Consider the following 14,152-nt stretch of genomic DNA (forward strand, 5'->3'; position numbering starts at 1 on the left):
CCACCCCGTGAGGCCCCGCCGCCGGCGCACGCCGGATCCTCTCCGAGCGCCTCTCCCCCGGTCGCCGTCCGCGCCGCCGCCCCGCGTCACCGTTCCGGTGCCGGTCTCCCGCTCATCGGCCGCATCCTGCTGATCGTCGCTCCTGCCGTACTGGCCGCCGCCGTGCTGCGTCCCCGCTCCAGCCGGACCTCCTGAGACACCGAGGAATCCCATGTCCGAATGGCTCTTCCTGCTGCTCACCGTCGTCGCCTCCTGCGCGGCCGTCGTGGCGGTCGCCCTGTTGCGTCGGCGCCGGGTGGGCGAGGGCGACGACCCGTCCGAGACACCCGACGTCATCGAGTACATGACGATGATGATCGGCGTGGTGTACGCGATCGTGCTGGGCCTGGCCATCGCGGGCGTCTGGGAGGGCCGCTCGGCCGCCGAGGACTGGACGCGTCAGGAGGCACGGGCCCTGCACGAGGTGCGCGAACGCGCCCAGGCGTATCCCGCCGCGGCCCGCGACCGCGTCCGCGGCGACGTCGACGCCTACGTCCACCACGTGGTGACGGTGGAGTGGCCCCACATGACCGAGCACGGCGAGACGACCGACCGGGGGGCACTGCTTCTGGACCGTCTGCGGCGAAACGTCACCGACTACGATCCGGCCACCGTGCGCGAGGCGCAGACCTACCAGTCCCTGGTGGACCAGGTCGCCGCCGTCGACGAGGCCCGTACCGCCCGCGTGCAGGGCATGGAGCCGACGCTGCCCGGCGTGGTGTGGTCCGGGCTGGTGGCGGGCGCGGCGATCGCGGTGGGCATGGTGTTCGCCCTGCAGATCCAGCGCTCGGGCCGGGAGCTGGTACTGGCCGGGCTGTTCACCGCGCTGATCACTTTCCTCCTCTTCCTCGTCTGGTACTTCGACTCGCCGTTCACCCGCGGGCTGGAGGATCCGTCCGAGGTGTTCACCGTGCTCCTCCCACGGGCCACGGGCGGCTGAGACCGAGGTGTCCGGGGTTTCGCGGCGGTTCCGAAGCCGGGCGCGATCCCGCCGGCGGGGCCGGACTGCGCAGTCGGCTTCAGGCATGCGGCGGTGCCGTCGCCGATCAGTCCCCCGGCCACCTCCCCGTACTCGATAACGATCGGCGGCACGCGGTCCTGCTTCGGTCCGCAGTCGTTCCCACCGGTGACATCCGAGGAACAGGTTCCGCCCACCGTGCCGGAAGGTGTCCGAACGAATCCCCGGCGCCCTGCCCCGCGCAGCGCGGTTCCCCGGCGCGTCGCGCCGGGGAACCGCGTGCGAACGGCATGGACAGTCACCGGCCTCGCGACCGGGCCGGAAGGGTGGTCAGCGGCAGCAGGAGTCGGAACAGCAGGTGTGGACCCTGACGTCGTCGATGACGGGGCCGTGGGCGCTGTTGGCGGTGGTGCTGGCGAAGGCGAGGGTGGTGGTCGGGTTGTTGGCGACGAAGGTGAACTGCCGCGTCACATAACCCATGTCGGACCGGGTCCTGCCGGTGGTGTCGAAGGAGAAGTCCTGGAAGTTCTGCCCGTCGACGAGCGCCCTGCCGGTCTTCAGCGGTGACGCGCCGTCGGGGTTGCCCGCGAGGGAGTAGGTGACGGTGTAGGTCCTGCCCGGGGCGGTGGTGAATGTCTGTGCCACGGTCGCCGGGACGGTTGCGTTGAGGTCGAGGGACTGGTCGCCCTCGGCGGCCTGCCAGAACCCGGCGCCGATCAGGTCCACCGCTCCGGAGGTGACCTTCCACGGCCCCATGGAGGCGCCGGCTGCGAAGCTCTGGAAGCTGTTCGCCGCGACCGCGGGGTACTCGAAGCTGCCGTCGTCGAACCGGCTGGCGGTGGGGGCCGCCGTTGCGGTTCCGGCGGCGGCGAACAGGACGGCGGCCACTGCCGCGGTCATGCGGGAACGCGTGAGCAGCATGAAGTCCTCCTGGTCAGAGAGGGAGTGACAGTCTGGTCGACTTGTCGGATCAAATCTCCCCTCACTCCGGATGCGTGCCAAGCCCGGGCCACCCGCGCACCGGAGCACGGGGCGGATCCGCCGGCCAGTGCACGCCGACCGGCCGGGACGCAAGCCCCCGGATGCTTCCTGCCGCACACCGCCTGTCCAGTGCCCTCCCTGCCGTGGAACCGGCGGACAGACCGGCATCGGTCCACCTTCGCGAGTGGTGCGGTGCCCGGGCCCGGGGTCCCCGGGGCACGGGCCGGCACTCACCGAAGGGTGACGCAGGGTACGCGTCGGCCCGGTCGACATGCCGTACCTGGGCGGGGGCGGCAGGACCCACCGGCCCGACCAGACCCCGGCGAACCGGTCGTTCTACGAATACGACCTCGCCGAGGTCGTGATGGTGGAGGGGGACGGCAGCACCAGTTACCGGCCGCTCGCCAAGGCCCTCGCCGACGCCTTGCTCACCCTCGCCGACATGAGAGCCCACCTGCCGGCGGCCAACGCTGTGCTGGACGCCATGCCCGACGGCCGGTGGGCCGGCGATCCGGGACCGCAAGTCCTCCGATGTGACTCCCGGTCAAGGAGGACGCGCCGGTGACCCGTGAGAACGCGAGCGAGTCCGTCAGCACGCGGATCCGGCGGGCGGGCGCGTAAGTCTGGTCCGGCTCGCCCTGTTCGTCGTCCACCCGGGCGAAAGGACGGCCGTCCGGAGGAAAACGGTCGGCAGCGCAGGTGTCGGCTCGGCGCGCGCCACGGACCGGCGGGGAGTGCGGGATCTCAGGAGGGGAAGGGCCCGAGCCGGTCCGCCAGCGCGGCAAGGGCCTGCGTGCCCACCAGATCCCCCGGCAGCAGCGGCACCTCCAGCAGGGGGACGTCCGGGACCCGCTGCCGCAACCGGGCAAGGTGCTCGTCCTCCAGCCTCCGGCGGCACTCGAGCAGCTCACCGGCGCCGGCCGGAGAACGGCGGTTGGCGACGAGTGCGGCCACGCCGACACCGAGGCCGGTCAGCTTCTCGTACACCTCCACGGTCTCGGCGATCGGAAGCACTTCGGCGGTCAGTACGAGCACGAATCCGGTCCGCCCCGGGTCCGCCACCACCTCGCGCAGCCGGGAGAAGCGGTCGCGCCTGCGCAGCAGGATCCGGCGCAGCTCGGCGTCGCGGTCGCTCTCCCCGCCGCCGCCGAGGCCGCGCACCGCGGCGCCGAACCGCTCGGACCGGTCGCGGTTGGCGAGCAGGGTCTGGGTCCAGGAGGTGAGCTGCTCGGGCAGTGCGAGCAGCCGCAGTGTGTGCCCGGACGGCGCGGTGTCGAAGACGACCAGGTCGTAGGCCTCCTCCCCGAGTTCCACCGCCTCGGCGATCCGCTCCAGCACCGCCGACTCGTGGGTGCCGGGCGCCTGCCGGGCCAGTTGCAGGTGCCGGGCGGCCGGTGCGTGCATCCGCTCGGGGAGCAGCCGCCGCATCGTCGCGGCGACCGCCGACAGGTGCTGCTCGACCGTACGCTCCGGATCGATCTCCAGCCCGTCCACATGGCCGGCCGTCCCCGCCCCGGGGACGAGGTCCCCGGGGCCGGCCAGGCGCACGGGCTCGTCGCCCACGGGGCGGCCCCAGAGGTGGCCGAGGTTGTGGGCGGGGTCGGTGGAGACCAGCAGCACGCGGGCGCCCGACCGGGCACGGCCGAGGGCGAGCGCCGCGGCGACGGACGTCTTGCCGACCCCGCCCTTGCCGCCGACGAAGACGACCCTGCGCGAGGTGATGAGGTCTAGCAGCACCCGATGTGCTCCAGTGGTGAGCGGTCCATGCCCATACGGCGGTGCCAGGCGTGGAAGTCCTCGTAGAGGGCGGGCATCAGCTCGGCGGTGTAGTACGCCGCCGGATCCGGTACGCCCAGGGCCTCCGCGAGGACCACCATCCGGAACAGATCGTCCTCCTCGCGCCGGGCCCGGGCGAGGGTACGCCGGTAGGGACCGGCGTAGAACTCCTCCAGCCCGGCCCGGAACGAGGCCCAGCGGGACGTCACTTCGTCAGCTCGCCCTTCTCGGCCACATCGGCGTCGAGAGCCTCCGGCGGCTCCCGGGACGCCCGCCGCATCGCGACGACCGCCTCGAAGGCGACCCACAGGGCGGCGACGATGATGACGAGGTCGATGATCAGCAGCAGCCAGTCACGGGCCTCGTAGAAGTCGCCGAGCTGCACGATCGCGGCCCAGAACGACATGACGAACACGACCGCGAGCGGGATCAGCGCGGGCACCGGGTTGCGCCGCTTGCGGATCAGCATGACGGCGACGATGGACAGTGTCAGAGAGGCCAGCAGCTGGTTGCTGGTTCCGAACAGCGGCCAGATGCGCAGGCCGCCCTCGCCCCCGGCGCCCTGGCTGAAGGTGAGTCCCGCACCGACGGCGAGCGTGATGAGCGTGCCGGCGACATTGCCGATCCTCACCTTCGCGACCTCGCCGGCCTCCTGGACGACGAAGCGCAGCAGACGCACGCCGGTGTCCATGGTGGTGGCGGCGAACAGGATCGCCATGGTGGCCAGGACCGTGGAACTCAGCGACACGGGCAGGCCCAGGCCACTGTTGAGGATCGCGCCGCCGCCCTCGACGAACGCCCCGACGCCGCCCTGGCCGAAGGCGCTGTAAACGGCCTCCCAGTCGGCCAGGGTGCGGTAGCCCGCGACGGCGGCGATGATCGCGCCGAGCGCGAGCAGGCCCTCGCCGACCGCGCCGAAGTAGCCGACGAAACGGGCGTCGGTCTCCTTGTCCAGCTGCTTGGAGCTGGTGCCGGAGGAGACCATGCCGTGGAAGCCGGAGATCGCACCGCACGCGATGGTGACGAAGAGCAGCGGAACGAGGTCCGGGGTGCCCGCGGGCACGGCGTCGTTGATGGCCGGTGCGACGATCGTCGGAGCGCTCACCAGCACCGAGACGAACAGAATGCCGAGCCCGACGAAGAGCTGGACACCGTTGATGTAGTCACGCGGCTGCAGCAGCACCCACACCGGCAGCAGGGAGGCTATGCCGGCGTAGACGAAGAGAGCGATGATCCAGAAGGTCGCCGGGGACATGCCCAGGATCGGGTCGGGCAGCTCCACCGGGACGGCGTCGCCGAGGAGGATCAGACCGTAGAGCGCCGCGACGCCGACCACGGTGACCAGGCCGAGACTCATCCTGTAGCGGTAGACCGCCTGGCCGATCAGCAGCGCCACCGCGACCGCCCCCCAGGCCGGGATCACCGCCGAAGGCGTGGAGATCAGCAGGTTCTTGATCACCACCGCGAAGGCCGCGACCACCATCAGGAGCAGCAGGAAGATCACGACGAGGAAGAGGTTGGCACCCCGGCCGCCGATGTAGCGGCCGGAGAGTGTGCCGATCGAGCGGCCCTTGTTGCGCGCCGAGGCCCACAGGGCGCCCAGGTCGTGCATACCCGCGAAGAAGACCGTGCCGAGGGTGACCCACAGGAACGCGGGCAGCCAGCCCCAGATGACGGCGACCGCGGGGCCGACGATGGGCGCTGCGCCCGCGACCGAGGTGAAGTGGTGTCCCCACAGCACGAACTTGTTGGTCGGGACATAGTCCACGCCGTCCTGCAGTTCGTGCGCGGGTGTCTGAAAAGACGCGTCGAGCTTGTAGACCCGGTTGCCCAGGAATCTCGAGTACAGGACGTATCCGCCCGCGAACATCGCGAGGCCGATCAGGAGCAGGGGAAGCGCATTCATACGAGAGGCCCTCTGGGGTCTGGAAGACGGGGTGCCGGTCCGCACGAGGTGTGCGCCCGGCAGGCGGGCGGCGAAGACGGTGGAGCGTGGCCTTCCTCGACCGGGGCGGGACGGCGGCCGGAATGGGGAAACCGACCACTTGCACCCCTTTCGCGCGTTTTGGCCGCGAATCCGGATGAGGTGCACCACGCCTGGGCGGCGGCTGTGCCGCAGCCCTCGGTGAGCGGCTCGCCCGGACGGAGGCCGGCCCCGGCCACCTCGGCGGCACCGCTTCCGCCATGCACGCCGTGGCCGGAGTCGCCGCCGGCTCCGGCCTCATTACCGGATTCACCGATCTTGACCGAAAACGCTCCACTCATAGTCCGCTCATGCTAAGCGACCGATCAGGTGATGGGGAGCCCTCGAAGACCGGTGACGACCAGCACACCGGGCGGACGCCGCGATGCCGCCGAACGCTCTCACCGGAGCGTGGAGGGCCGCCCCGGACACCCCTTCCGCCCTCCCCGCGCCACCCTCGCCGCACCACCCGGAAGATGCCGCAGGGGCTCGCACGCCCGATGGGGCCCCTGCGGCGTCTTCCGGGTGGTGCGGCTGCGGCAGGAGTGAGGGCGTCTGCCGTCCGAGGAGCGGCCGGGCGGCTGTGCGTCTCCGGGCTCCTGGGCGGAGACGCACTTCATCGCGCCAGATGGCGGTGGCGTGCCGATGCCGGGATACGAGCGGGGCGGGCAGCCGTCGCCGGGCACCCGCCCCGAGGCGGGTCAGCCGTTGTGGGGGGCCGCGACGTCGAGGACCCAGGTCACGCCGAAACGGTCGGTGAGCATGCCGTACAGCGGAGCCCACTCCGCCGGCTCCAGCGGGCGCAGCACGTTCGAGCCGGCGGACAGACGCTGCCACAGGGCGCTGATCTCCCCGGCGTCCTCGCCGCGCACGGACACGAAGAACGGGTTGACGCCCCGCTCGTACGGCATCGCCGAGGGCACGTCGTAAGCCATGACGTGGAAGCCGTTGTCGGCGACGACCTGGCCCCACATCACCCAGTCGGCCTCGCTGTCGTCCTGGATGCTGCCGGCGTCCTCGTAGGTCACCGCGACGCTGTGTCCTCCGAAGACGGACCGGTAGAAGTCCAGCGCCTCGCGGGCCGAGCCCCGGAAGTTCAGATGCGCGGTGGTGGTGACGGACATGGTTGTGCTCCTACCTGGGAGTGAGCCGGACGAGGCCCATGCGGACGACGGGCGAAATGCCCCGATCTGGAATCCGTGGATCAGCATGGCAGCCGTACAGGACAGGGTGTGTCCTGTACTTCCGGCATCATGGAGTCATGCAGAAGACGTCCTCGCGGCTCCTGGCTCTGCTCTCCCTGCTCCAGGCACGACCGGGGTGGAGCGGGGACGACCTGGCCGGGCGGCTGGAGGTCACCGTGCGCACCGTGCGCCGTGACGTCGACCGCCTTCGTGCACTGGGCTACCCCGTCGCCACGGACAGGGGCCCCGGCGGCGGTTACCGTCTGCGCCCCGGTTCGCAGATGCCACCACTGCTCTTCGACGACGAGCAGGCCATCGCTGTGGCCGTCGCGCTGCAGAGCACCGTCCAGCCCGCGATCGCGGAGGACGCCGACCGGGCCCTCGCAACGCTCCGGAACGTCCTCCCTCCGCGTCTGCGGCAGCGCATCGACACACTCCGCATCACCACCGTCCGCCCACCCGAGCCCGGTGCCATGCCGGCCCGTGCCCTGGATCCGCTCACCGCCTTGAGCACCGCGATCCGGCGCCGCGAGGAACTGCGACTGGACTACACCCCGCACCAGGGGGCCGCACCACAGCGACGCCGGGTGGAACCCCACCACCTCGTGGCCTGGCGCACCCACTGGCACCTGCTGGCCTGGGACCTCGACCGCGACGACTGGCGTGCCTTCCGCACCGACCGCATAACCCCTCGCACGCCGACGGGCCCGCGCTTCGACGTACGCCAGGTGCCGGGCGGGGACGTCTCCGCTTTCGTCACCAGCCGGTTCCGGGGCTCCGACGACACCGATGCCGCCTGGCCCTGCCAAGGCGAGGCCATCCTGGACCTTCCCGCCTCGGCAGTCGTACCCCACACCGCCGATGGCCTCGTGGAACCGCTCGGTCCCACGCGATGCCGCGTCATCACGGGATCCTGGTCCTGGACCGCCCTTGCCGCCGGCCTCGGCCGCTTCGACGCGAACCTGCACGTCATCGGCCCGCCGGCCCTCCGCGAAGCCTGCGCCGCACTCGCCCGCCGCTACGCCGCCGCAGCCACCGAGCCCGACCGGCCGGACGTACCCGACGAGTGACGGGCCGAGAACTCACGCCTTCAGGGACATCCCGCTGCGCCTTCCGGCACCACCTCGGCGACAGCTCTTCACCGGATCGTCGCCGCCCTCCGCGCCGCCCGCTGCGCACAAAGGCACGCGTCCGGGACGACCAACCCCTCCGACCGGGTGAGAACCAGCCCCCAAGCCCATCAACCGCCCCCTCACCGGCGGAACTTCTCCCGCGCGGCCCGGAACCGGGCGGAGGGCCTCGACCGGTTCCGGCCCCTCCCCCACCCTCCGGTGCCCCCGGGGACATCTTCGGCGGCGGGGCGGGCAGACATTTCCGGAGGCCTTCCGCTGACGGCCGCCCGGCGGGCAGTGGCGGGCCCGGCACTGCCCGCCCGGTGGTCCTTGGTGCCGGTCCTCCGACATGGGAGCGCCGCACGAGCAGCCATGGACGCCATCAGGTGACCGGCCCCCTCCGACACCCCGATCACGCCCTGAGGAGAGACGTGGCATTCGCCCGGAACACCGCCGACTGGTGGCGCGACGCCGTCATCTACGAGGTGTACATCCGCAGCTTCGCCGACGGCGACGGCGACGGCATCGGTGACATCGCCGGAGTGCGGCAGCGCCTCCCGTACCTCGCCGCGCTCGGCGTCGACGCGCTGTGGCTGACCCCCTGGTACCCGTCCCCCATGGCCGACGGCGGCTACGACGTCGCGGAATACCGGGACATCGACCCGGTCTTCGGCACGCTGGAGGACGCGCGGGCGCTGGTGGAGGAGGCGCACGAGCACGGACTGCGCTTCCTCATCGACATCGTGCCGAACCACACCTCCTGCGCGCACGCGTGGTTCCGTGAGGCGCTGTCCGGCGGGCCAGGGGCCCCCGCCAGGGAGCGCTACATCTTCCGGCCGGGACGCGGCCCCGAGGGCGAACTGCCGCCCAACGACTGGAGAAGCGTCTTCGGCGGCCCCGCCTGGACCCGGATCACCGAGTCCGACGGCTCGCCGGGCCCGTGGTACCTGCACCTGTTCGCCCCCGAGCAGCCGGACCTGAACTGGGACGACACCGAGGTGCGGGCCGAGTTCGAGTCGATCCTGCGCTTCTGGTTCGACCGCGGCGTGGACGGAGTGCGCATCGACGTGGCGCACGGCCTGGTGAAGGCGCCCGGTCTGCCCGACATCGGCTCCCTCGACGGCAAGCTCCTCCAAGGGGCCGGCGACTCGGACCACCCGCACTGGGACCGCGAGGAGGTGCACGAGATCTTCCAGGGCTGGCGGAACATCGCCGACGCCTACGACGTTCCCCGCGCGTTCGTCGCGGAGGCCTGGGCGGGCTTCCCCGAACGACTGGCCCGCTACGTCTGCCCCGGCGAGCTGCACACCGCGTTCAACTTCGACTACCTGATGGCGCCCTGGCGCGCCGGCCATCTGCGCCGAGTCGTCGACGAGTCGCTCACCGCACTCGGCGCGGTCGGCGCCCCGGCCACCTGGGTGCTGTCCAACCACGACGTCGCCCGGCACGTGTCCCGCTACGCCAGGCCGCAGCCGGACGGGCCGCTGCGCTCACTTTCGGACCTGCGGGGGCCCGCGGACCTGCGGCTCGGTACCCGCCGGGCCAGGGCTGCCGTCCTGCTCACCCTCGCCCTGCCCGGCGGCGCGTACCTGTACCAGGGAGAGGAACTGGGCCTGTGGGAGGTCGAGGACCTTCCCGGGGAACTGCTCCAGGACCCCACCTGGCAGCGCTCCGGGCACACCGACCGGGGGCGTGACGGCTGCCGTGTCCCGCTGCCGTGGAGCGGGGACGGCCCGCCGTTCGGATTCAGCCCCGACGGCGCCGGGAGGGCGCCCTGGCTCCCGCAGCCCGTCGCCTGGAAGCCGCTGACGGCCGAGACCCAGGACCGCGCCCCGTCCTCGATGCTGAACCTGTACCGGTCGGCGCTGGCCCTGCGCCGCAGCCACCCGGCCCTCGGGGACGGCACGCTCACCTGGGACAGCGCCCCGGACGACCCGGTGCTGTCGTTCGTCCGCACTCCCGGATTCCGGTGCGTGGTGAACCTCTCCGACAAGCCGGTCGCACTGCCCGCCCACAGCGAGGTGCTCCTGGCCGGCGAGGAGTTGGAGGGGAACCTCCTGCCGGGCGACACGGCAGTGTGGCTGGCCCTGTGACCCCGGACGAACCGCCCGCCAGGCCCGGCTCCTTCGCGGACGGCCCGCCGCTCGGGAACGGCCGACTCGTGCCGCTCGGCGATCTCCCGGCTGTGGGCACAGCACCGGACCGGTCCTCGCCCGGCAGACCATCGGCTGGTCACCCATCGGTTGGACACCGGACGAGGCCCCTGCTCTCAACCGCAGATCACACCGTCACCACCACCCGGTCCGGTGTTCGGAGTTGGTGGCCGCGCACGAATCGTGCCTTGTGATGCACGCACGGAACGCGACCTTGCTGCTGGACGACGTGGGGTACCCATACGTCCACACGGTCTTTCCCGAAAGGTTCTCGACCCAGGCCGCGCGATCCGCCACCCGGTTTCCGTCGGTGTCGACCTCGAAGATGAGGTTGTAGCCCGGCGTCGGGCTGACAGCCCTCCCCCAGCCGTACTGGACCCCTCCGTAGGTGCCGTAACGGACCTGGACCGTACCGGCCGGAGTGTCCTTGGACAGGGCGGTCTTCGGGTTTGTGATGCTGAGGACCTGGTCCTGGTCGATCCAGTTCGAAGCGGCGGATGCGGGGGTGGCCGCCGCCCCCACGAGGCCGGCGAACGCAGCGGCCGTGGCGAGGATCCCGAGAATACGTCTACGCATTTTCTTTCTCCTTTACCGAATCAGAAGCTCCGTCAGCCTTTGGCCGCCGGGCCGGTAGGGTAAATCCCTTTGGGATCAGGGTGAGACCTCAAGCGAGTGGGCCACCGGGCGCGAGCACACGGAACCCGCCAGCGCGTCTTCCCGGATTCCCCCGGGAGGCTTCGCGGATGAAAGTGCGAACCGTTTCTGTTTTGCTCGCCGGGCAGCACGCCTCGCATGAGGCGCGCCAAGGCCTTCGTTTTGATGCCCCCCCCTTTTTTCTGCCCCGAGGCAGAGCCGATCCCGGCTCTGCGGTGGTGGCCGGTTCGACCGACCGGGCACTTTTAGAGATTCACACGGCGAGGCAGCCGGTGTCATGTGGTACTCGATGAGACTTGCGGCGTTTTCGATAAACTTCTGTCCATGGTTGCAGATGAGGGGGCGGGAGAGCCCGGGGGTGCGGTCGCAAAGTCGTCGGCGGAACCGAGCATTCACCAGTTGCGGTTGTTTCTGGTGCTGAGCGAGGAGTTGCATTTCGGTCAGGCCGCGGCCCGGTTGTTCATTACGCAGTCCGCGCTCAGCCAGCAGATCCGCAGTCTCGAGAAGCGTCTGGGGGTGGCTCTTTTCGAGCGTTCCAGCCGGGCGGTCGCCCTCACCGAGGCCGGCCGGGCGCTGCTGCCCGAGGTCCGGGCGGCCGTCGCGGCGATGGCGCGGCTGCGGCGGGCCGCGGATGCGCAGGGGCGTCATCTGTCCGGCCGGGTGCGGGTGGGCACCGTCGGTGCGGAGGCGGCCATGCCGCACACCCGTGCCGTGCTCCGGGCGCTGCGCCGCCGGCATCCCCGTCTGGAGGTGGAGGTCCTCGGTGTGAACTTCGTCGATCAGTGGGGTGCCCTGTACCGGCGGGAGGTCGATGTGGTTTTCCTGCGGCCGCCGGTGCCGGACGGCATCGAGGTGCACCACCTGGCGGCCGAGCCCCGCGTGGCCTGCCTGCCCGGTGACGACCCCCTGGCGGCCCGGCCCCGGATCACCCTCGACCGGCTCGCCGGATACCCGGTGGTGGACGTCCCGCCTCAGGTGCCGCGGGTGTGGTGGGATTTCTGGGCGGTGGATCCGCGTCCCGACGGCAGCCCGGTGCGATACGGTCCCGCCGCCGCGGACCTGGAGGCGCTACTGCACATCGTGGCGCAGGGCGAGGCCATGGCCTTCCTCCCCGCCGCCGCCCGCGACCTCTTCCACCGACCCGGCGTCCGCTACACCGACGTCGAGGACCTGCCGCCGTGCACCTCGGCCCTGGCATGGGCGGCCGAACACCGCGACAGCCCCGCCGTCGCCACCGTACGACAGGCCGCACAGTCGGTTTCACACGGCCGCACCCACCCGTAACCGTCCGCCTCCGCGCCGGTGACCAGGGTGGAGGTGCCGACGGTGGGTTGGCCTGCCGGACTCCCACGGAACACCCCCACCTCGGCGGGGAAGACGGGCAGGAGAGTGTCCGTCCGCGACTCCGGTGCTCAGGGGCTGCCGGCTGCGCGGAGCGCGCCGCCGGCATGCAGGCCGAGGCGGGAGGCCAGGACGAGGCAGTCGTCGAAGGTCACCTCGTCTCCGGCCAGACGGGCGGCGGCCAGGGCGGGCGGGGCCTTGCCGTGGTCGAGCAGCGGGGTCCACTGCTGCCGGGTGAGGGCAAGGTAGCGCAGGTCCGCGCACCACAGTGGTCGTTCCTGGGGCCGGCCGATCGGCTCGGCGTCTGTCTGTGAAGACGCCCGACAGATCACCTCGCATGAGCTCACCACTCCCCTTGCATGCGGGTGGCGGGAGCGGAGGACCACCGCATGGCTCATCGCCGTTTCCCGCCGGACCGGGTTCCGCGAGCGGCCCGGGGAGTTGCTGCTGGCCAGCAAGACCTGCTGGTGGGCCTGGCCTGCTGCGTGACCCTGGCCACCTTCCGCACGCCGGACGACGCCCTCTGCCGGCCGCCTGCCCTGACCGTTACCTGCGCCGCCCCGACCCCACCTACGACCGGCCGGCCGCTCTGAGCGCCCTCCTGTACATCGACTCGTGCCTCGGCACCGGCCGGGTCGGACGGTTTCTGGCTCCGGGGCCTGGCTCCAGGGCGACTGCTCCCAGCAGCGGGCCGAGGTGCCCACCAGCTGCCTCGACCTGATTCACCGGCTCTGCGCCTTCGCCGACGAGCGCGCCGAGCCACGGCCACCGCAATGACCACTCATCTGCCGGGCCAGCGAACAGACTCGGGACAGGCGGGTCACCACCGAGGCCCCCGGCGCGGGCCAGTGCTCAGATGACCGTGCGGGGCGAGGACGCGGGGCCTCTGACAACCCGCGTGTCCCGGTCCCGGCGCGTCACCGAGTCACAGACCCGCCTCGTCCAGCCGGCGCAGGAAGGTCTTCTTCCGGGAGTGCTGGTGGCGCAGGTTCCGGCACCGGTTCTTGAACTTCTCGGCGGTGCCGTCGCGTTCGGCCAGGATGGCAAGGTCGGTCAGGAGGAGGGTCGCCTGGCGGTATCTGCTGCTGCTCGCGACCGTGAGAAGGTCGTCGATGCGGTGCCATGCGCTGTCCTCGCGGCCCTGGAGTTCGGTCAGCCGCTGCTCTCGGGCGCGCGTGGCGGCCCGGTGTGCGCGGATCTCCGCCTCGGCTTCCCGCCGGGCCCGGCGTTCGGCGCGCAGCGCGGCCTGGGCGGGCACGGCCTGGAGGAGTTGGGCGGCGGTACGGGCGGCGGGGGCCGGTGAGAGCGTGGGCAGCGGCCGGGCCGCCGCGGCGATCAGGTCGGGGTCGATGCGCAGGAAGACGGCGAGGTCCTCCAGGGAGGCGGGCAGACCGGCCAGGCCGGCGGGCAGAGGTGGTTCGGTGGCGTGCTGGGGCACGGCACCGTCCTGGACGGCCAGGAGCCAGGCGAGGTAGAGCAGGCGCAGGTCACCGGCTGCCACATCGGTGCGGGCTCGGGCGATACTCGGCAGCCACTGCTCCTCGCGCTCCTCGCCGTAGTCGTAGTCGCCGTCTGTGAAGAGGTCGTTGAAGTCCTCGCTGTCGTCCTGCGGGTCCGAGGCCAGCGAAACGATCACGTGGCCGCCGTGCTGCCAGGCGGTGGCGGCGGGAGCGACGCAGTAGCGCTCGGCCACTCGCAGAGGCAGGGCGCGGGCCGGCCACCGGAGCATGACGTGCCGGGTGCCCCAGTTGGCGAAGTACAGGAAAGCGTCGTAGTAGCGCTCCATCAGACGCTTGGGATCGCCCTTGAAGTCGCCCCACTCGTAGGTGTTGAGGAAGGTGGTGCGAGTCAGGCGGGCCCGGGTGGTCAGCGCCCGTACCCGCTCCGACTGGCTGTCCGTGAGCGGCTGATCGGCCAGGAACTGGTAGTGCTGGTATTCCGACATCGTTTCTGCCCTGTTGTTCTCGGTGCGCGTGCCCGATCCGGCGCCG

At 71.6% G+C, this 14,152-nt stretch carries 15 protein-coding genes; 7 read left to right on the forward strand and 8 right to left on the reverse strand.

Going from position 1 to position 14,152, the window contains the following annotated elements; genetic code table 11:
- The first annotated feature begins 211 nt into the window (after positions 1-211).
- On the forward strand, positions 212-979 hold the full coding sequence (locus ACW69E_RS20315) for a bestrophin-like domain (protein ID WP_457499701.1): 768 nt from the start codon (positions 212-214) through the stop codon (positions 977-979).
- Positions 980-1,327: 348 nt separating this feature from the next.
- On the opposite strand, the gene ACW69E_RS20320 is transcribed toward ACW69E_RS20315, so the two are convergent.
- Positions 1,328-1,918 (reverse strand): choice-of-anchor C family protein, encoded by a 591-nt coding sequence (locus tag ACW69E_RS20320; RefSeq protein ID WP_457499702.1) that lies wholly within the window; start codon positions 1,916-1,918, stop codon positions 1,328-1,330.
- 331 nt (positions 1,919-2,249) lie between these two features.
- Here ACW69E_RS20320 and ACW69E_RS20325 point away from each other — a divergent pair, with 331 nt between their 5' ends.
- On the forward strand, positions 2,250-2,543 hold the full coding sequence (locus ACW69E_RS20325) for a hypothetical protein (RefSeq protein ID WP_457499703.1): 294 nt from the start codon (positions 2,250-2,252) through the stop codon (positions 2,541-2,543).
- 179 nt (positions 2,544-2,722) lie between these two features.
- On the opposite strand, the gene ACW69E_RS20330 is transcribed toward ACW69E_RS20325, so the two are convergent.
- From ACW69E_RS20330 to ACW69E_RS20345, 4 genes are all read right to left on the reverse strand, one after another.
- Positions 2,723-3,715 carry an ArsA family ATPase gene (locus ACW69E_RS20330; RefSeq protein ID WP_457499704.1) on the reverse strand — a complete coding sequence of 331 codons (993 nt, stop codon included), beginning with the start codon at positions 3,713-3,715 and terminating at the stop codon, positions 2,723-2,725.
- The gene (locus tag ACW69E_RS20335) at positions 3,706-3,963 is read right to left on the reverse strand and encodes a cory-CC-star protein (protein ID WP_237878172.1); all 258 of its coding nucleotides are present in this window, start codon (positions 3,961-3,963) and stop codon (positions 3,706-3,708) included. Before ACW69E_RS20335 ends, ACW69E_RS20330 begins: the two co-directional genes overlap by 10 nt.
- Entirely contained in the window at positions 3,960-5,660 is a 1,701-nt protein-coding gene (locus ACW69E_RS20340; RefSeq protein ID WP_457499705.1) for a carbon starvation CstA family protein, read from the reverse strand. The genes ACW69E_RS20335 and ACW69E_RS20340 overlap by 4 nt, the downstream gene beginning before the upstream one ends.
- A gap of 758 nt (positions 5,661-6,418) precedes the next feature.
- Positions 6,419-6,841 carry a VOC family protein gene (locus tag ACW69E_RS20345; protein WP_457499706.1) on the reverse strand — a complete coding sequence of 141 codons (423 nt, stop codon included), beginning with the start codon at positions 6,839-6,841 and terminating at the stop codon, positions 6,419-6,421.
- 137 nt (positions 6,842-6,978) lie between these two features.
- Here ACW69E_RS20345 and ACW69E_RS20350 point away from each other — a divergent pair, with 137 nt between their 5' ends.
- Both ACW69E_RS20350 and ACW69E_RS20355 read left to right on the forward strand, forming a co-directional pair.
- A complete protein-coding gene (locus tag ACW69E_RS20350; RefSeq protein ID WP_457499707.1) occupies positions 6,979-7,971 on the forward strand; it encodes a helix-turn-helix transcriptional regulator in 993 nt (330 codons plus the stop codon).
- Positions 7,972-8,444: 473 nt separating this feature from the next.
- Positions 8,445-10,106, forward strand: a complete 1,662-nt coding sequence (locus tag ACW69E_RS20355) for a glycoside hydrolase family 13 protein (RefSeq protein ID WP_457499708.1) — start codon at positions 8,445-8,447, stop codon at positions 10,104-10,106.
- Between the two features lie 195 nt (positions 10,107-10,301).
- On the opposite strand, the gene ACW69E_RS20360 is transcribed toward ACW69E_RS20355, so the two are convergent.
- Positions 10,302-10,742, reverse strand: coding sequence for a hypothetical protein (locus ACW69E_RS20360; RefSeq protein ID WP_457499709.1), 441 nt, complete (start codon positions 10,740-10,742; stop codon positions 10,302-10,304).
- Between the two features lie 402 nt (positions 10,743-11,144).
- Here ACW69E_RS20360 and ACW69E_RS20365 point away from each other — a divergent pair, with 402 nt between their 5' ends.
- On the forward strand, positions 11,145-12,104 hold the full coding sequence (locus ACW69E_RS20365) for a LysR family transcriptional regulator (protein ID WP_457499710.1): 960 nt from the start codon (positions 11,145-11,147) through the stop codon (positions 12,102-12,104).
- A gap of 128 nt (positions 12,105-12,232) precedes the next feature.
- Here the strand turns inward: ACW69E_RS20365 and ACW69E_RS20370 are convergent, their stop codons facing one another.
- Positions 12,233-12,508, reverse strand: a complete 276-nt coding sequence (locus tag ACW69E_RS20370) for a hypothetical protein (RefSeq protein ID WP_457499711.1) — start codon at positions 12,506-12,508, stop codon at positions 12,233-12,235.
- On the opposite strand from ACW69E_RS20370, the gene ACW69E_RS20375 reads away from it, so the two are divergent.
- Positions 12,489-12,650, forward strand: coding sequence for a DUF6000 family protein (locus ACW69E_RS20375; RefSeq protein ID WP_457499781.1), 162 nt, complete (start codon positions 12,489-12,491; stop codon positions 12,648-12,650). The genes ACW69E_RS20370 and ACW69E_RS20375 overlap by 20 nt on opposite strands.
- A gap of 100 nt (positions 12,651-12,750) precedes the next feature.
- A complete protein-coding gene (locus ACW69E_RS20380; RefSeq protein ID WP_457499782.1) occupies positions 12,751-12,882 on the forward strand; it encodes a hypothetical protein in 132 nt (43 codons plus the stop codon).
- A 204-nt stretch (positions 12,883-13,086) separates the two neighbouring features.
- Here the strand turns inward: ACW69E_RS20380 and ACW69E_RS20385 are convergent, their stop codons facing one another.
- Positions 13,087-14,106, reverse strand: coding sequence for a hypothetical protein (locus tag ACW69E_RS20385; RefSeq protein ID WP_457499712.1), 1,020 nt, complete (start codon positions 14,104-14,106; stop codon positions 13,087-13,089).
- Positions 14,107-14,152 lie beyond the last annotated feature (46 nt).

It is taken from the genome of Streptomyces sp. SS8 (assembly GCF_054072955.1).